Source organism: Corallococcus caeni (genome assembly GCF_036245865.1).
Lineage (GTDB): Bacteria > Myxococcota > Myxococcia > Myxococcales > Myxococcaceae > Corallococcus > Corallococcus caeni.
The window spans coordinates 579043-596824 of sequence record NZ_BTTW01000004.1 but is presented as its reverse complement, the minus strand read 5'-3'; the positions used below and the strand labels follow the sequence as shown (position 1 = coordinate 596824).

Sequence of the window (17782 nt, the reverse complement as noted above, 5' to 3'; positions counted from 1 at the left end):
CTTGCTCCGCTTCGTGACGTCAGTAGGGCTGCAGGTCGTATTCAGCCTGCAGCTTGGAGATGAGCCCGTCCACCACCGCGGTGTCCGAGGTGTGGAAGCCCCACGTCGCGCCCCGCCCCCGCCGCTGGATGAGCGCGTACGACGCGCTCTCCGACAGCCAGAGGATGAACTCGTGGCGCGCCACCCGTTCGTCGCCTTCCAGGAACACCGGCGTGAGCGCCGCGTGCGACTCCAGGTCCACGCGCCGGCCCAGCAGGTAGATGCGCGACGACAGGTCCGGCGGCGCCTGCTCCAGCCCCACCGCCAGCGGCAGGTCCGCGCGGATCTCCGGGCCGCCCACGTAGAGCAGTCCGCGCGAGCCCGGATCGCGCACCAGCTCCCGGGCGATCTCCACCTGGAGCTCGTCGAAGAGCACGTCCGCCACCTTGCCCCGGCGGCTGGGTTCGGCGCGGTCGTCCGTGGGCAGGCGCGGGCTGTTGGGCGTGCCCAGCAGCAGGTCCACCTCGTCCCAGAACGGCAGGCCGTCCAGCATCAGCCGGCGCTGGAGCGACGCGCGGCGCTCGTCCATGCGGCGGCGGCAGCGGTGCACCAGCTCGTCGAAGTCCTCGCCGTCCTTGGGGAACGTGCTGGCGCCGCCCACGAGCGCGAGCGGCAGGCGCTGCTCCACGTCCTGCACGTCCGGCTCATCGCGCACGGCGGCCACGGCGCGGCGCACGAACATCATCGCGCCGAAGAAGTCCGTCTCCGGCAGCAGGAGGTAGAACTCCTGGTCGCTCGCCTTCGCGATGACGTCCGAGTCGCGGATGATCTTGCTCAGCGCCTTGATGATGCCGCGCACCGCCTTCTTCGCGTCCTGCGCCCCCAGCCGCACGCGCACCAGCGGCAGGTTGTCGATGCTGAAGGTGAGCAGCGAGAAGGTGCGGCCGTACCTGCGCGCCTTGTAGATCTCCTTGGACGCGTAGTCGGTGAAGTAGCTGAGGTTGTACGCGGCGGTGTCGCGGTCGCGCAGGCCCAGGCGCTGGAGCGCCATCAGCTTGCGGCCGTTCTTCACGCCCACCGCGGCGAAGTCCGCCAGCACCTTCGCATCGCGCGTGTGCTCCGTGCGGAAGTCGCCGGTGAGCGGATCCGACAGCTGCGCCAGCCCCATCACCTCGCCCGCGGCCACCAGCGGCACGTACAGCACCGGGGAGCGCTCGTCGCGCGCGAGCCACGGGGCGGCCTCGCGCAGGCGCAGGGCCAGCGGCCCCTCCGGGCTCATCTTCTCCGGCAGGAACTGCTTGTCGAGCAGGCCCCGGTACGAGCGCAGCGCCAGGTCTCCCCGGTCGTCCACCACCCACAGCGCGGCGCTCTGCGCGTCGCACACCGCGCCCAGGTCCGCGATGACGCGCTCCTGGAGCCACTCCAAATCCGGATGGGAGAGCAGCTCCAGGCAGCGCTGCTGGAGGTTGTGGAAGCGGGCGAACTCCAGGTTCTCGTCCTGGAGCCGCGCGCGCTCGTGGCGCAGCTGGGCGCGCTCCATGGCGCGGTCCACCGCGAGCAGCAGGTCCGCCTCTTCGATGGGCTTGACGAGGCAGTCCGCCACGCCCAGGCGCAGCGCGACCTCCGAGCCCTGCACGTCGTCGCGGGTGCTGACGAGGATGACCTCCTGCTCGGGGTCGCGCTCACGCAGGCGCGCGGTGAGCGCGAAACCGTCCACGCCGGGCATCACCACGTCGGTGAGGACCAGGTCGAACGTCGCCCGGGCCACCTCTTCGAGGGCGAGGGTGGCGTTCTCCACCGCCACCACGCGGTGCCCGCGGCGTGACAGCAGGTCCGTGGCGAGTTGTCGGAAGAACAGGTCGTCGTCGACGACGAGGATGGGACCGGCCACGGCGCTCGGGGGAGAAGAGAGGAAAACCGAAGGTTATCGGGCCCTTGGAAGCGCTACAACGCCTTCGAAGACGAAGGCCACGGGCCCCCGGAGCCGGATGTCGGACAGGTCGCCCGGAACGCGGATGCGCAGGTCGCCGCCCGGCAGGGTGACGCGCAGCCAGGCGTTCGAGGGCAGGCGCTTCGCCAGCACGGCCGCCACCGCGGACGCGCACGCGCCCGTGCCGCACGCCTGGGTGAGGCCGCAGCCGCGCTCCCAGACAACGACGGTGAGGCCGTCCTCGTCCACGCGGACGAACTCCACGTTGGTTCGGTCCGGGAAGGCCGGGTGGCGTTCCAGGGCGGGGCCCAGGCGCTCGGCGGCCTCCAGGGGTTGATCCAGGAGCACCAGGTGCGGGTTGCCCATGTTCACCGCGGTGCCGAGCAGGCCTTCGTGGCCGGGCACCGGAGCGTTCACGAAAGGCTGTCCCGTCGTCCCGGAGGGCAGGTTCGCGGCCACCAGCCGGGCCGGGCCCATGGAGATGTCCACGCCCACCACGCCACCGTCGCCGTAGCCGGGCTCGCAGGTGAGCACGCCCGCCCCGGTCTCCACGTCGATGAGCGCGGGGTGCTGGCCGGACTGGTCCACCAGATACTTCACCGCACAGCGCAGGCCGTTGCCGCACATCTCCGCGATGCTGCCGTCGGCGTTGTGGACGACCATGCGGGCAAGGCCCCGGGACGACGGGAGGATGGCGAGCACCCCGTCCGCGCCGATGCCCCGGCGCCGGTCGCACAGCCAGCGGGACTGCTCCGCGTCGATGTCCACGCCCGTGCGGCGGCGGTCCAGGACGACGAAGTCGTTGCCCAGCCCGTGGTACTTGAAGATGCGTTCGCTTGCGTCCACGGGGGGAAGTGTAGACGGCGGCGTTTATTCGCGCTCGCCGACCTTCTTGGGCGGGGACGGAACGTCCAGTGCTGGCATCGCGCGGCGCGAGGCCCCGGGGGCGCTGGAGCGGCGCAGCTCGGCCAGTTCGGCCTCCCGGGCGGCGAGCTGGTCCTGCATCTTCTCCACGTGGGCCTGGAGGACCTCCATCTCCGCGGCCATCTCCAGGACGTCCTCCGGGGGCGGGGCGGCGGAGGACTTCGCTTCCTCCAGGGCCTGGACCAGCGTCTCGCGTTCGGTTTCGAGCGCTTCCAGCCGGGCCTGCTGTTCGCGGATCCGCGCGGCGAGCTGGTCGCGTTCGGCGCGCTCGGCGTCCAGGATGCGCACGGCATCCGCGGCGGCGGTCTCCAGGGAGTTGGCGCGGCCTTCCAGGCGGACGCGGGCGGCCCGGGCGACCGTGAGGTCCGACTGGAGGCGCTCGCGTTCGGAGGCCATGGCGGTGCGCTCGGAGTCCGCGCGGCGGGCCTGGGCCTCGGCGTCGGCGGCGGCCTGGGTCAGGGCGGCGACGCGGGACTCCAGCGCGGCCTGCTCGGTCCGAGCGTCCTCGAGTGCCGTGGCGAGGCGGGCCTCCAGGGCGGCGAGGGATTCGCGGGTCTGTTCGGCGGACTGGTGGAGGCGGGCTTCGAGCTCGGCCTTCTCCGTCCCGGCGTTGGCGAGCAGTTCGTTGAGGCGCGTCTCCAGTTCGGCCTTCTCCAGGCTGGCCCTCGCGAGCGCTTCGTTGAGCCGCAGCTCCAGCGTCGCCTTGTCCGTGCCGGCGCTCGTGAGCGCTTCGGTGAGGCGCAGCTCCAGCTCCGCCTGCTCCGTCCCGGCCTGCGAGGACACTTCCGAGAGGCGCACCTGCAGCTCGGCCTTCTCGGTGGTGACGCTCGTGAGCCGGGCTTCCAGTTCGGCCCGCTCCTGCTCCGCGCGCGCGGTGAGGTCCGCGAGCTGTCCTTCCAAAATAGCCGTGCGCTCGTTCCCGGTCTCCGTGAGCCGGGCCGTCTCCGCGCGCGCGGCTTCCAGTTCGGCGCGCAGGCCCTCCAGCGACGCCTCCAGGTTCGTGGCCTTGCCCGCGAAGCGGCGCGCGGTTTCGAGCTGCACCACGAGCACCTCCGCGTGTTCGCGCGTCGCGGCGAGCCGGTCGCTGGCGTCCACCAACTCCGCTTCCAGCCGGCCGACCTGCTGGCTCCGCTCATGCAACGCGGCGTGCGCCCGTTGCAGCTCAGCCCCCAAGCGCATCAACTCCTGGTGCGCCGCGCCCAACCGGGCCGTCTCCGCGCGCAGGGCCGTCAGCTCCTGCTCCTTCAGGCCCAGCTGCTCGCGCAGCTCGTCCAGGTCCTGCTGCTGACGCTCGGTCCGCGAGAGCGCGCCTTCCAGCTGCGCCTCCATGGAGACCCGCAGGGCACTGGCCTCGCGCAGCTCCTGCTCGCGCGCCGTCAGGGACTCCGTGAGACGCGCCGCCCGTGCTTCGGCCTCGCGCGCGGCATCCTGAGACTGAGACCCCGCCGCGAGCCGGGCCTCCGCCTGCGCGAGCGAATCCTCCAGCGCGCTGAGGTTCGAGGTCTCGGCGGCGAGCCGGAACTCGACCTCCGTCAGCGAGGCTTCGAGTCCGACACGGCGTGACGTCTCGGAGGCAGAGCGCTTCTCTGCTTCCGCGAGGGCCTGCTCCAACGTGGAGAGCCGGGACTCCGCTTCCTTCAGCGAGGCCTCCAGTTCGGAGCGACGCGCGGACTCGGAGGCAATCGTGGCCTCCGCCGTGGCGATGGACGCCTCCAGTTCGGAGCGGCGCGCGGACTCCGCGGCCTGCCGGGATTCGACCTCCGCGAGCGACGCTTCGAGTGCGACACGGCGTGTGGACTCGGTGGCCTGCCGGGACTCCGCCTCCGCGAGAGCGGCTTCCAATTCGGAGCGCCGCGAGGACTCCGCCGCAAGCCGGGCCTCGGCCTCCGCGGTCTCCGTGGACTGCCGGGACTCCGCCTCCGCCACCTTCACGGCGAAGCGTTCCGTCTCCGTGGCAAGCCGGGCCTCGGCCTCCGCCAGGGCCTGTTCCAGCGAAGCCAGCCGCGTGGACTCGGCGACACGTCGGGTGTCCGCCTCCGCCAGGGCCTGCTCCAGCGAAGCCAGGCGCGCGGATTCGGTGGCACGCCGGGCGTCCGCCTCCGCCAGGGCCTGCTCCAGAGAGAGCACTCGCGTGGTCTCGGTCGCGAGGCGGGCCTCGGCCTCCGCGAGGGCCTGCTGCATCGCGGGGAGGCGTGCGGCCTCCTCGGTGTAGCGGGACTCGGTGTCCGACAGCGACGCTTCCAGCGCGGCACGGCGGGCTTCGACTTCCGCGAGCCGGGCCTGCTGCTCGCGCGCCGTGGCCTCCCACTGGAGCCGCTCGGATTCCAGCCGGGCCTGGACTGCGGCCTGTGCCTGCTCCGCTTCGGACAGCCGCTCCCGCTGCGCCGTGGACTCCGCGCGAAGGGTCTCCAGCTCCGAGCGGAGCGCGGCCTCGTCCTTCGCGCGCGACTCGCGGTCGCGAGCCTCCTGCGTGCGGGCGTCATCCAACGAGGACAGCGCCTCCACCTCCGAACGCCGCGCCTCGGTGAGTTCCGCGCGCAGCTCGCGCACCGTCGCGTCCTGGGCCGCCTGCGCCTGCTTCGCGTCCGCCAGCGCGGCGCGGGCCTCTTCCAGCTCCCGAGCGTACGCACGCGCCTCTTCCAGCGCCGTCGCCTGCGCCTGTCGCAGTTCCAGCAACGCGGCTTCGTTCGTGCGCTGCGCCTCGGTGAAGGCGGCCTGGACCTCCGAAAGGGTCTGGCGCGTGTGCTCGAACGCGGCCTCGGTGGACAGCCGCGCGGCGCGCGCCGTGGACAGCTCCGCTTCGAGCTGGGTCCGAGCCTCCTGTGCCGCAGCCCGCGACGCTTCCAGCGCCGAGGCAGAGTCCTTCTGGAGCTGGGCGAACGACGCCTCCAGCCGGGTCCGTTGCGCGCGCTCCTCCTCCAGGACCGTGCGAGCCACGCCCAGCGCGGCATCCAGCCGCAGCCGGTCCGACTCCAGCGCGCTCTGGGCCTCGTTCCACGAGGACTCGGACCCTTCCAGCCGGGCGCGCAGGGCCCGCTCGGCGTCGAGCGACTCTTGCAGGTTCGCGAGCGCCACCTGCGCGCGGGCCTGCTGCTCGCGCTCCGACAGCAGCTGCGCCTGGGTGTCGGCGAGCAACGCCTCCCAGCGAGCCCCCCGCTCCTGTTCGGTGATCAGCGACTCGCGAGCCGCGTCGAGTTCCGCCTGAACCGAGGCCCGCGCCTTCTGCTCCCGCGCCAGGTCCTCCTGGATGAGCGCCGCCAGGGCTTCCGAGTCGGTCAGCTCCTGCCGCAGCGTGCGGAGCGTTGCCTCCAGCTCCACGCTGCGTCCCTCGGCGGCCTCGCGGGCCTGGTTCGACTCCGCGAGCCGGGCCCCGTGTTCCCACACCTCACGGGCCAGGGTGTCCCGGGCCTCCGAACGCGCGAGTTCGACCGCGGCCTCCAGGGCTTCCGAGGCACGCACCTCCGCCGCCGCGAGCCGGGCCTCCGCCTCGGCGCGGACATCGGAGAGCACCTGTTCCGTCTGGCCGCTCGACTCCGCGCGGGCTTCCGCGAGCGCACGAGCCGCGCGGGCTTCGGCTTCCTCCAACCGTCGGGCAAGAACCGCGTCGGCTTCGGCACGAACCTCGGCGAGCATCCGCGCCGCGCGGAGTTCGGCTTCCTCCAGTTGCCGGACCCGCTCGGCCTCGGCTTCGGCGCGGGCATCCTCGAGGGCCTGGATCCGCTGGGCCTCCGCCTCCGCACGCACTTCCGCGAGCGCTTGCGCCGCACGGGCCTCGACGTCCGCCAGGTGTCGGCTCCGTTGAGCGGAGGCGCTGGCACGCACCTCGGCAAGAGCCTGCTCCCGCCGGCTCTCCGCTTCCGCCAGGGCCGCATCCCGCTCGGCCGCCGCGTCCGCCAGCGCCTTCGCCAGCAGCGCGTCCGCATTGGCTCGGGTTTCAGTCAGGGCCTGCGCCGCTTCCGCCATCGCGCGTTCGACACGGGCATCCGCGTCGGCCCGGACTTCGGTCAGCGCCTGCGCGGCTTCCGCCATCGCACGTTCGACACGCGCATCCGCGTCGGCCCGGACAGCATCCAGCGCCTGCGCCGCCTCCGCCGTCGCACGCTCGACACGCACATCCGCGTCGGCCCGGACAGCATCCAGCGCCTGCGCCGCCTCCGCCGTCGCACGTTCGACACGGGCATCCGCATCAACCCGGGCTGCCTCCAGCGCCAGCGCCGCCTCACGCGCATCCGCCAACGCACGCTCGACACGCGAATCCGTGTCGGACCGGCTCGCCTCCAGGGCCTGCGCGGCCTCTCGAGCCGCAACCAACGCGCGCTCGACACTCGCATCCGCGTCAGCCCGAGCCGCCTCCAGCGCCTGCGCGGCCCGCGCCTCCTCCTGCTCACGGGCCTCCGCCAGTGCACGCTCGGCAAGGCCCCGCGCCTCTTCCAGCGCCTGCACGAGCCGGGCCTCTTCCTGCTCACGGGCCTCCGCCAGCGTACGCTCGAAGCGCGCACGCGCCTCCTCCAGCCGCGCCTCCCCCTGCTCGCGGGCCTCCGCCAGCGCACGCTCCTGGCGCGAATCCGCGTCGGAGTGCGCGGCGGCCAGCGCGTTCGTCACCCGCTCATCCGCTTCCGCGCGGGCCTGGGCCAGCGCCTCCTCCAGCCGTGCCTGCGCCTGGGCCCGCTCCGCGTCGATGGCCTGGACGAGCGCGGCCTCCACCCGGACGCGCTCCGTCTCCGCCGCCGCCAGCCGCTGCCCCGCCACGTGCTGCGCGGACTCGACGCGCTGCTGCTCCGCCTCCAGCTTCTCCAGGCGCAGCCCGGCCGCGTGGAGCTCCTCCTCCAGCCGCGCCGCCAGCGCCCGCGCCGCCGACTCGGACTGCGCGCGCCCTTCCAGCTCCTGCCGCAGCCGGCCTTCCGCCTCGCGCGCCGCGGTGAGCTCCGTCTCCAGGCCGCGCAGCAGCGCCTCGCGCTCCGAAAGCCGCGCCTCCGCGTCCTTGCGCGCCCCTTCCGCGGAGTGCATCCGCTGCTGGGCCTCGGCGAGCTCCCGGCGAGCGCGCGCCAGCTCCGCCTCCTTCACCGGCACCGCGTCGCCCGCCGTCCGCGCGGAATCCTGCGCGCGCGCCAGCTCCGCCTTCAGGTGCTCCACCGCCGCGAGCGCCGTCGAATACTGCTCCGCGATGCGCAGCTCCCGCTCGCGAGCCGCCTCCGCCTGCCGGCGCCGGTCCTCGGCCCCGTCCTGCGCGCGCTCCGCAGCCAGCCGGTCCCGCTCTCGGTCGATGCGCAGCGCGCCCAACTCGTCCTGCAGCGTGCGCAGCTCCGTGTACGCCTGCGTCAGCCGCTCGCGCGCCTCGTCCAGCGTCGCCGCCGTCTCCTCGCGCCGCGCCCGCTCCAGCCGCACCGACTCCTGCGCGGCCAGCACCTGCACGCCCGCCTCCGCCTGCGCGCGCTGCGCCGCCTCCACCTCCAGGCGCTGCGCCGTCAGCCGCCGGTCCGCGTCCGCGATCCGCTCCGTCGCGACCTGCAACTCCAGCTCGCGCCGCCGCAGCCGGCTGCTCAGGTCGTCCCGCTCGCGCGCGGACTCCACCGTGCCCCGCGCCTGCTCCAGCTGCGCGGTCAGCCGCGCCATGTCCTGCCGCGCGCCCTCCAGCGCCGGCTTGAGCGCGACCACCTCCGCCTCGCGGTCACCAATCTCCGCGCGAAGCTTCGACACCGCCTCCTTCAGCCGCCCCGCCCGCTCCTCCCACGTCTTCGCCCGGGCCGCGACCTCGTCCAGCTTGCCGCGCGTGAAGGCCAGCGGCTCCGGCGGCAGCTGCACCCACGTCGGGTCCACCACCCGCGCCGGCTCCAGGCCCGCCATCACCACGAAGTACGCCGCCTCGCTGTGCCGCACGAGCGAGCCGTCCACCTGCAAGCCCTCGCCCCGCTCGAACGCGAGCTGGTAGCCCAGCACCGGCGACTGCGTGGCCACCTCCACATGCGGGAAGTGCGCGCTCAGCGCGTCCAGCAGCTGCCCGTACGTGGGCGGCACCGCCTCTTCCGGCTCCAGCAGCTGCGGCAGCGCCAGCCCCGCGATGTTGCGCAGGCCGCCCACCAGGAAGCCCTGCCGGGCCACCAGCCGCGCCAGCTCCGCCAGCAGCTCCGGCGCGCGCACGTAGGGCGCCAGGTCCGTCACCAGCACCAGGTCGAAGCTGCCCGCCTCCAGGTCGTCATAGACGTTGGCGCGGAAGCGCAGCTGCGGGTGCGCATGGGCCTTCTGCGCCGCCTCCACCGCCGCCACGTCCGCGTCGCACGCCACCACGGTGCGAGCACCCCGCTCCACGAGAAAGCGCGCGCTCTCGCCGCCCGTGGAGGCCACGGCGTCGACCTCCAGCACGCGACGGCGCGCGAACAGGCTCTCCGCGAAGATGTAGCGGGGCAGCAGCTCGCTGGGCCCCATGCGACGAAAGGTGGGTTGCAAATGATGTTCCCGAGGGGGCGAGAACTGTAGCGTTGGAGTCCCAGAAGACCCAATTTCAGGGCCAGACCCTCACGGGCCCACGCCCGACCGACCGGAGAGCAGGCGACATGACCACCCATTCACCGCAGGGTTTCGGCTACCGGGCCCGTCGCACCTTCACCCGGCTGCTCGTCTTCCTCGTCATCCTGGGCCTGGGTGGCGGCGTCGTCTTCCTCCTGGGCCAGCTCAACGCCCGCACCTTCACCGTCGTGCAGGAGAACGGCGAGCTGGTGGTGATGAAGGGCCGCGCCCTGCCCACGGGCGCCGCCGCCTACCGCCCCGGTGACCCGCGCCTCGCGGACGCCTACGCCCCGCTCCCCCTGGAGGGCCAGGACGTCACCCTGCTGACGCAGCAGAAGTTCACCGACCGGGACGACCTGGACCGCGCCCTCTTCCCCCTCCTGGAGACCCTGGCCCGCCCGCGCATCGCGTCCGGCGAGCCCGCCAAGGTGGAGCGCGGCCTCTACTACCTGCGCCGCGCGGAGAAGCTCGCCGGCATCACGGAGGAGCAGCGCCGCAGCCTCCAGTCCATGCTCACCGACGTCGCCTTCTACCAGGCGCGCCAGAAGCTGGAGGACGCCCGCCGCCTCGTGTCGGAAGGGCTGGCCCAGCTCAAGCTCGCCGCGGAGACGGAGAACCGCCACGCCCGCGCCGCCAACCAGATGCTCACCACCGTGGGCCCCACCGCCCGCAACCTGGAGGAGGCCCTGCGCCGCGCCGTCCACACGGAGAGCGCCCCGGACAACAGCCCTGTAGCACCGGCGCCCCAGCAGCCCGCTCCGTCACCTTCCGGTGACGCCGCCCAGCAGCCCCCGGCCGCCGCCCCAACCCCCGACGCGGGCCGCGCGCCCTGATCTTGGGGGGTTGGGTGACCCCATGAAAAAGACGGTCCCGGGCGCGCTTTTCCGGCCCTGTAAATGTCGGCCGGAAGACGCCCGGAAAAGTGTCGGTGAGTGATCATAGATTGCAATGATCGATCCGACCCCGAGGGCTGCTTTACACAGGATCTAGCGTTGACACACCAGGGGACCCCCCATAGCTTGGGTTGGCTCTGTTGCTCGCCCGCCACCCAGGGGGCACGCCCGCGGAACCCGGAGGCTGGTGTGGTTTTCTTGATCGACACACACAGCTACCCCACAATTCGCTACATGTCGGGCCGCTGTCGCCAAGCCCTCGGGTCCTGATCGGAAGTCAGTTCCTCCCTGCCATCTCCGAAGCCGTCACCCACAGGGTCAGTCCGCCCTGATGGCTACGCCATTGCCTTGCCCGGAAGTGAGACGCCCGTGACCGTCCAGACGCCCTTCAAGCCGAACGCCGTCGCCTCGCCGCCCCCCGACTCCGCCACCGTGGCGCCCGCCACGCAGGCCACGTCGGCGCCCGGCGACTTCGCCACCACCATGCGGGTGAAGAAGCGCAACGGCACGGCGGAGCCGGTGGACCTCAACAAGATCGTCCGCGCGGTGGGCAAGTCCTGCGTGGGCCTGTCGCGCGTGGACGTGATGCGCGTGGCCACCAAGACCATCAGCGGCCTGTACGACGGCGCCACCACGCGGGAACTGGACAGCCTGTCCATCCAGACCGCCGCGGCGCTCATCGTGGAAGAGCCCGAGTACGCCCGGCTCTCCGCGCGCCTGCTGTCCACCTTCATCCAGAAGGAGGTCAGCAACCAGGACATCCAGTCCTTCAGCCAGTCCGTCGCCGCCGGCCACAAGCACGGCCTCATCGCGGACCGCCTGCTCACCTTCGTCCAGGCCAACGCGCGCAAGCTCAACGCCGCCATCGACCCGGTCCGCAACGACCTCTTCGAGTACTTCGGCCTGCGCACCGTTTACGACCGCTACCTGCTCAAGAACCCGCAGACGCGCGAAGTGATTGAGACGCCGCAGGACTTCTTCCTGCGCGTGGCGTGCGCCCTGTCCGGCGACAACGCGCGAGAGGCCATCGAGCTCTACCGCCTGTTCAGCTCGCTGGAGTACCTGCCCAGCTCCCCCACCCTGTTCAACTCCGGCACGCGCCACGAGCAGCTCTCCAGCTGCTTCCTCTTGGACTCGCCGGCGGACGAGCTGGACGCCATCTACAAGAAGTACTCGGACATCGCGATGCTGTCGAAGTTCTCCGGCGGCATCGGCGTGGCGTACCACCGCGTGCGCGCGCGCGGTTCGCTCATCAAGTCCACCAACGGCCACTCCAACGGCATCGTCCCGTGGCTCAAGACGCTGGACGCGTCCGTGGCGGCGGTGAACCAGGGCGGCAAGCGCAAGGGCGCGTGCTGCGTGTACCTGGAGACGTGGCACGCGGACATCGAGGACTTCCTCGAGCTGCGTGACAACACCGGCGACGAGGCCCGCCGCGCGCACAACCTGAACCTGGCCAACTGGGTGCCGGACCTCTTCATGCGCCGCGTGGAGGCCGACCAGGAGTGGAGCCTCTTCGACCCGAAGGCGACGCCCCACCTCACCGACCTCTTCGGCGAGGCCTTCGAGAAGGCCTACGTGGAGGCGGAGGCGCAGGGCCAGGCCGTGCGCAAGGTGAAGGCGCGCGACCTGTACGCCCGGATGATGAAGGTGCTGGCCCAGACGGGCAACGGCTGGATGACCTTCAAGGACATCTGCAACCGCAAGAGCAACCAGACGGGTCAGCCGGGCAACGTCATCCACCTGTCCAACCTCTGCACCGAAATCCTGGAGGTCACGAGCCAGGGTGAGACGGCGGTGTGCAACCTGGGGTCGCTCAACCTGGGCCGCATGGTGAAGGACGGGAAGTTCGACTTCGACCTGCTGCGCTCCAACGCGATGCTCGCGCTCAAGCAGTTGGACCGCGTCATCGACCTCAACTACTACCCCATCCCCACCGCCGCGGACTCCAACCGCCGCTGGCGCCCGGTGGGCCTGGGCCTGATGGGCCTCCAGGACGTCTTCTTCCAGCTGCGCCTGCCCTTCGACTCCGTGGAGGCGCGCAACCTGTCCAAGAAGATTTCGGAGGAGATCTACTACGCGGCGCTCGTCACCTCCTCGGACCTGGCGGAGCAGTTCGGCGCGCACCCCTCCTTCCCGGAGACGCGCGCGGCCAAGGGCGAGCTCCAGTTCGACAGCTGGGGCATCGTCCCGGAGGACACGCTGCGCTGGGACGCGCTGCGCTCGCGCATCATGAAGGTGGGCCTGCGCAACTCGCTGATGATCGCCATCGCGCCCACGGCCACCATCGCGTCCATCGCCGGCTGCTACGAGTGCATCGAGCCGCAGGTCTCCAACCTCTTCAAGCGCGAGACGCTGTCCGGTGACTTCCTCCAGGTGAACCGCTACCTGGTGCGCGACCTGCAGCAGCTGGGCCTGTGGAACGAGGCCACGCGCAACCGCATCAAGCTGGCCGAAGGCAGCGTGCAGGACCTCACGGAGCTGCCGGAGGAGCTGCGCGCCATCTACCGCACCGCGTGGGAGGTCCCCATGCGCTCACTGCTGGACATGGGCGCGGACCGCGGCGCCTTCATCGACCAGAGCCAGTCGCTCAACCTCTTCGTGGAGACGCCCAACATCGGGAAGCTGTCCTCGATGTACTTCTACGCGTGGCAGAAGGGGCTGAAGACCACCTACTACCTGCGCTCACGCCCGGCGACCCGCATCGCCAAGGCCACCGTGGGCCAGGGCGGCCCGACGATTACCGCCACGCCCACGCCCGCGCCGGTGTCGCAGGTCGTGACCGCGGAGGCCGAAGCGGTGGCGTGCTCGCTGGAGAACCCCGAGGCGTGCGAGGCCTGCCAGTAGTCACCCTGGTGGGCGCCGTACCCCTGCTGTCCCCTGTCGTCGTGCGTAAGGGAGTGCCGAAGCAATGCTGCTCGATCCGGGAATGAACCTGACGCTGCGCCCCATGGCGTATCCCGTCTTCTTCGAGATGTACCGCAACGCCATCAAGAACACCTGGACGGTGGAGGAGATCGACTTCTCCACGGACCTGGTGGACCTGCGCTCGAAGATGACGGACGCGGAGCGTCACCTCATCCACCGGCTGGTGGCCTTCTTCGCCACGGGCGACTCCATCGTCGGCAACAACCTGGTGCTCAACCTCTACAAGCACCTGAACGCGCCCGAAGCGCGCATGTACCTGTCGCGCCAGCTCTACGAGGAGGCGCTGCACGTCCAGTTCTACCTGACGCTGCTGGACAGCTACGTGCCGGACCCGGCGGAGCGCGCCAAGGCCTTCGCGGCGGTGGACAACATCCCGTCCATCCAGCGCAAGGCGCGCTTCTGCATGAAGTGGATGGACAGCATCCAGGCGCTGGATCAGGTCCGCACGAAGTCGGACCGCCGCCAGTTCCTGCTGAACCTCATCTGCTTCGCGGGCTGCATCGAGGGCCTCTTCTTCTTCGCGGCCTTCGCGTACGTGTACTTCCTGCGCAGCAAGGGGCTGCTCAACGGCCTGGCCGCGGGCACCAACTGGGTGTTCCGCGACGAGTCCGCCCACATGACCTTCGCCTTCGAGGCCATCAACACGGCGCGCAAGGAGGAGCCGGACCTCTTCGACGCGAGCCTGGAGAAGGACGTCGTGCAGATGATGCGCGACGCGGTGGAGTGCGAGACGCAGTTCGCCCAGGACCTGCTGAGCGGCGGCGTGATGGGCCTGTCGGTGCAGGAGATGCGCGGCTACCTGGAGTACGTGGCCGACCAGCGCCTCCAGATGCTGGGCATGTCCCCCATCTTCCACACGAAGAACCCGCTGCACTTCATGGACCTGCAGGACGTGCAGGAGCTCACCAACTTCTTCGAGCGCCGCGTGTCGTCCTACCAGGTGGGCGTGGGCGTGGGCGCCGCCAACGACGTCGTCTTCGACGCCGCCTTCTAGGCCCCTCTCCTGCTTCACCCACCCAGGCCGTGCCCCGCGACAGCAAGCGAGGCACGGCCTTCGTGCTTCAGACGGGGTGCTCCACGTCGCGCCGGCCCGCCAGGCGCTCGCGGCGCTCCTCCTCCGTCGCCTGCTCCGCGCGCGTGGCGGAGATCTGCACCGCCGGCCGGTGCACCAGCCGGTACACCGCGGACGCGAAGGCCGCGCCCAGCAGCGGCGCGATGATGAACATCCACAGCTGCTTCAAGGCGTCGGCTCCCGCGAACAGCGCCGGCCCCAGGCTGCGCGCCGGGTTCACCGACGTGTTGGTGATGGGGATGCCCACCAGGTGGATGAGCGTCAGCACCAGGCCGATGGCCAGCCCCGCGAAGCCCACCGGCGCGCGCGAGTCCGTGGCCCCCAGCACCGTCAGCACCAGCACGAAGGTCAGGAACACCTCCGCGAGGAAGGCCGCCCCGCCGCCGTAGCCCTCCGGGGACGCCGCCCCGTAGCCGTTGCTCCCCAGCCCCTCCGCGCTCGCGGAGTAGCCGCCCGGCATCCCCTTCGCGATGAGCAGCACCACGCCCGCCGCGACGATGGCGCCCACGCACTGCGCGATGACGTAGCCAGCCACGTGGCGCTTGTCGAACTTGCCCGCCATCAACAGGCCCACCGTCACCGCCGGGTTCACGTGGCAGCCGGAGATGGGGCCCACCGTGTAGACCATGGCCAGCAGCGACAGGCCGAAGGCGAACGCCACCCCCAGGAAGCCGATGCGGTCGCCCGCCAGCACCGCCGCCCCCACGCCGCCGAGCACCAGCACGAACGTGCCGACGGCCTCCGCCAGGTACTTCTGCATCGCCTCCCCGCCCGCGGTCGTCATCGTCCGGGGGGTCCTCGCGCTTCCGTCTCGCATGCCCACGCCTCCTTCCGTGTCCAGAAGGAGAGGCTGTGCATGCACGCACCGCTCGACGCACGAAGGCCCTGCACACGGCCGCCTCGCGGCGCGTGGACAGGGCCCTCGTCATCTCAAAGCTCCCACCCCGCGGGGTGGGACGGTCAGGCGTGCTTCCAGATGCCGATGAACGGCAGGTTCCGGTACTTCTCGCCGTAGTCCAGGCCGTACCCGACGACGAACTTGTCGTCGATGACGAAGCCCTTGTAGTCGATGTTCACCTTCGTCTTGGCCCGCGCGGGCTTCTCCAGCAGCGAGCAGATCTTCACCGACGCCGGGTGGCGCGCCTGGAGGTTCTCCAGCAGGAAGCTCATGGTGAGCCCCGTGTCGATGATGTCCTCGATGATGAGCAGGTGCTTGCCCGCCATCGGCTTGGACACGTCCGTGGTGATGCGCACCTCGCCCGTGGACTCCGTGCCGCCGTGGTAGCTGGCCACGCCCAGGAACTCGAGCGTGAGCGGCAGGTCAATGGCGCGCGCCAGGTCGATGGCGAAGAACGCGGAGCCCTTGAGCACACAGACGAGCGTCAGCTCCTTGCCCTGGTAGTCGCGGGTGATCTGCGCGCCCAGCTCCTTCACGCGCGCCTGCACGGCCTCCTCGGAGATGAGGACGCCGACATCCTTCTCGTGGAACGTCGTCACCGGGTGCTCCCTCTACACGTAGGCGTTGTTCATGATCTCCCCGAAGCCGCCGCCACCGGGGACGATGTACTGCCGGTCATCCAGCCCCCGCTCCTTCTCCCAGAGCAGGCCCGGCGCGGTGCCGAACACCTCCGGCGGGGACAGGCCGCGGTCCAGCCGGAGCGCGTAGATGATGACGTCCGGGTGCTCCGTCGTCATCCGGCGCAGGTACTCCGGCGTGACGATGAGGTTGAGCGTGATGATGCGCCGGGCCTTGCCGGGCACCTTCGTCTTGTACAGGGTGATGGCCGTGGACAGGCTGCCGCCCGTGGCCCCCATGGGGTCCGGGAACAGCACGAACGCGTCGTCCACGTCCCCGCCAATCTTCGCGCCGCCAATCTCCGAGCCCACCACCGCCTGGGCCGCGTCGATCATCCGGCTCATGATGATGTGGTCCTGGCGCACCAGGGACGGGTCCACCGTGAAGTTGAGCAGGTCGTACGTCACCTGTGACGGCAGCGTGCCCGCCCGCGCGATGTTCACCGTCACCACGCGCAGCTGCGGGTCCACCACCTCGCCCTGGTAGATGCCCAGGGGCGTGGAGTCGATCATCCGCGTGGGGAGGGTCACCATCTTGCGCGGGAACTCCGCGTTGATGACCGTCTTCACCAGGTCCGCGTAGAGCTGCTCCACCAACCGGTTGATTTGAGGCTGGAGCGTGCCCTTGGCGCAGAGCGTGGCCAGCTGGGAGAGGAGAAACGGATTGCCCACCAGATGGACGTTGGGCCCATAGTGGTGGGTCATCTCGTTCAACTTGAAGGGCACGTTCGCGTACAGGGTGTCGCGCATCGGATGGGGCTCCCGCGCCGGCCTTCGGCGGCCTGGCTCTCAGTCGAACAGCTTCAGCGTCTGCGGAGGGCTGGCCTCCGCGGGTTCCGCCACGTGACACTTGCGGCAGCGCGGCTCGTAGGCACCGGCCGCGCCCACCACCACCCGCTCCTCGCTGCCAATGATGCGCTGCGAACGGTTGGCCGGGTTTCCGCACACCGCGCAGATGGCCAGCTCCTTCGTCACGTACTCCGCCACCGCCATCAGCTGCGGCATCGGTTCGAAGGGGCGCCCCTGGTAGTCCTGGTCCAGCCCCGCGCAGATGACGCGCATGCCCCGCTGGGCGAGCGCCTCGCACACCTGCACCACCTCACCGCCCAGGAACTGCACCTCGTCGATGCCCACCACCTGCGTGTCGGGGGACAGGTGCCGGAAAATTTCTTCAGCCCTCTCGATGGGGAGGGACGTCAATTTCAACTGGGAATGGCTGACCACCTGCGTGTCGTCGTAGCGGGTGTCGATGCGCGGCTTGAACACCCGCACCTTCTGCCGGCCGTACAGCGCGCGCTTGACGCGGCGGATCAACTCCTCCGTCTTGCCGGAGAACATCGAACCGCAGATGACCTCTATCCACCCGATATCTTTGGGGAATTGATGCAAGGGACGCTCGTCGGGAAGGGCGGAAGCGGGGCCAATCTCGGCGACCCACCCCGTTCCGTCAATTTCGTTTCCGGTGGCGCAAGCCCCCGCCCGCCCAGCCTGCCCGCCTGCTTCCGGAAAGCCCCGTGAAACCCTGGCAAGGGATTTGAATAGCCCTGCCCCCGGGTAGCACGGACGAGACCTTGGGGGTGGCGAGTGGCGGCGACGGCGAACGAGGTGCAGGGCGGGGGTTGGGCGCAGCAGGCTTCTTTCTACATGTCACCGGCGTCGGTGGCGCTGCTGATGCTGAACCTGATGGACGGCCTGTTCACCCTGCTCTTCCTCCAGCTGGGGGTGGCGGAGGAGCTCAACCCGGTGATGCGCGTGGCGTACGAGCAGTCACCGCTGCTCTTCATGTTCTCCAAGCTGCTCATCGTGAACGCGGGCCTGTGCCTGCTGTGCCTGCACCGCCGGCTCAAGGCCAGCCGCTTCGCCATCCGCGCGGGCGCCGTCGTCTACGCCGTCATCGTCGTCTACCACCTGGCGTTCCTCGCCCACCTGGTGAGTCACTGGCCCTTCGGGGCATAGGGGCTGCGGGGGCAGTGAACG

At 70.9% G+C, this 17782-nt stretch carries 11 protein-coding genes; 4 read left to right on the top strand and 7 right to left on the bottom strand.

The window, feature by feature from the left end; genetic code table 11:
* Positions 1-19: 19 nt before the first annotated feature.
* Genes AABA78_RS20595 through AABA78_RS20585 form a run of 3 tightly spaced genes read right to left on the bottom strand, consistent with a single transcriptional unit; the run spans position 20 to position 9256 of the window.
* The gene (locus AABA78_RS20595; RefSeq protein WP_338264898.1) at positions 20-1870 is read right to left on the bottom strand and encodes a GGDEF domain-containing response regulator; all 1851 of its coding nucleotides are present in this window, start codon (positions 1868-1870) and stop codon (positions 20-22) included.
* Positions 1871-1903: 33 nt separating this feature from the next.
* Positions 1904-2755 (bottom strand): diaminopimelate epimerase, encoded by an 852-nt coding sequence (dapF, locus tag AABA78_RS20590; RefSeq protein WP_338264897.1) that lies wholly within the window; start codon positions 2753-2755, stop codon positions 1904-1906.
* A gap of 24 nt (positions 2756-2779) precedes the next feature.
* Positions 2780-9256 (bottom strand): methyltransferase domain-containing protein, encoded by a 6477-nt coding sequence (locus AABA78_RS20585; RefSeq protein ID WP_338264895.1) that lies wholly within the window; start codon positions 9254-9256, stop codon positions 2780-2782.
* Positions 9257-9384: 128 nt separating this feature from the next.
* Here AABA78_RS20585 and AABA78_RS20580 point away from each other — a divergent pair, with 128 nt between their 5' ends.
* The 3 genes from AABA78_RS20580 to AABA78_RS20570 all read left to right on the top strand — a co-directional run bounded on the left by AABA78_RS20580 (position 9385) and on the right by AABA78_RS20570 (position 14152).
* Entirely contained in the window at positions 9385-10170 is a 786-nt protein-coding gene (locus tag AABA78_RS20580) for an IF-2 protein (RefSeq protein ID WP_338264892.1), read from the top strand.
* A 543-nt stretch (positions 10171-10713) separates the two neighbouring features.
* On the top strand, positions 10714-13077 hold the full coding sequence (locus AABA78_RS20575) for a ribonucleoside-diphosphate reductase subunit alpha (protein WP_338265141.1): 2364 nt from the start codon (positions 10714-10716) through the stop codon (positions 13075-13077).
* Positions 13078-13141: 64 nt separating this feature from the next.
* On the top strand, positions 13142-14152 hold the full coding sequence (locus AABA78_RS20570) for a ribonucleotide-diphosphate reductase subunit beta (RefSeq protein WP_338264891.1): 1011 nt from the start codon (positions 13142-13144) through the stop codon (positions 14150-14152).
* 67 nt (positions 14153-14219) lie between these two features.
* Here the strand turns inward: AABA78_RS20570 and aqpZ are convergent, their stop codons facing one another.
* The 4 genes from aqpZ to AABA78_RS20550 form a co-directional block, all read right to left on the bottom strand.
* The gene (gene aqpZ / locus AABA78_RS20565) at positions 14220-15047 is read right to left on the bottom strand and encodes an aquaporin Z (RefSeq protein ID WP_338264889.1); all 828 of its coding nucleotides are present in this window, start codon (positions 15045-15047) and stop codon (positions 14220-14222) included.
* A gap of 143 nt (positions 15048-15190) precedes the next feature.
* Complete coding sequence (hpt, locus tag AABA78_RS20560; protein ID WP_171414228.1) at positions 15191-15727, bottom strand: hypoxanthine phosphoribosyltransferase; 537 nt, start codon at positions 15725-15727, stop codon at positions 15191-15193.
* A gap of 12 nt (positions 15728-15739) precedes the next feature.
* A complete protein-coding gene (locus AABA78_RS20555; protein WP_171414227.1) occupies positions 15740-16555 on the bottom strand; it encodes a uracil phosphoribosyltransferase in 816 nt (271 codons plus the stop codon).
* Positions 16556-16594: 39 nt separating this feature from the next.
* A complete protein-coding gene (locus AABA78_RS20550; protein ID WP_043321219.1) occupies positions 16595-17194 on the bottom strand; it encodes a thymidine kinase in 600 nt (199 codons plus the stop codon).
* 195 nt (positions 17195-17389) lie between these two features.
* On the opposite strand from AABA78_RS20550, the gene AABA78_RS20545 reads away from it, so the two are divergent.
* A complete protein-coding gene (locus AABA78_RS20545; protein ID WP_370469475.1) occupies positions 17390-17761 on the top strand; it encodes a DUF5658 family protein in 372 nt (123 codons plus the stop codon).
* Positions 17762-17782: the final 21 nt, after the last annotated feature.

Coding starts and splice junctions, on each gene's coding strand:
- AABA78_RS20585 (WP_338264895.1), bottom strand. CDS start 9,256: ATGGGGCCCAGCGAGCTGCTGCCCCGCTACATCTTCGCGGAGAGCCTG.
- AABA78_RS20575 (WP_338265141.1), top strand. CDS start 10,714: ATGCGGGTGAAGAAGCGCAACGGCACGGCGGAGCCGGTGGACCTCAAC.
- aqpZ (WP_338264889.1), bottom strand. CDS start 15,047: ATGCGAGACGGAAGCGCGAGGACCCCCCGGACGATGACGACCGCGGGC.
- AABA78_RS20570 (WP_338264891.1), top strand. CDS start 13,142: ATGCTGCTCGATCCGGGAATGAACCTGACGCTGCGCCCCATGGCGTAT.
- AABA78_RS20555 (WP_171414227.1), bottom strand. CDS start 16,555: ATGCGCGACACCCTGTACGCGAACGTGCCCTTCAAGTTGAACGAGATG.
- AABA78_RS20580 (WP_338264892.1), top strand. CDS start 9,385: ATGACCACCCATTCACCGCAGGGTTTCGGCTACCGGGCCCGTCGCACC.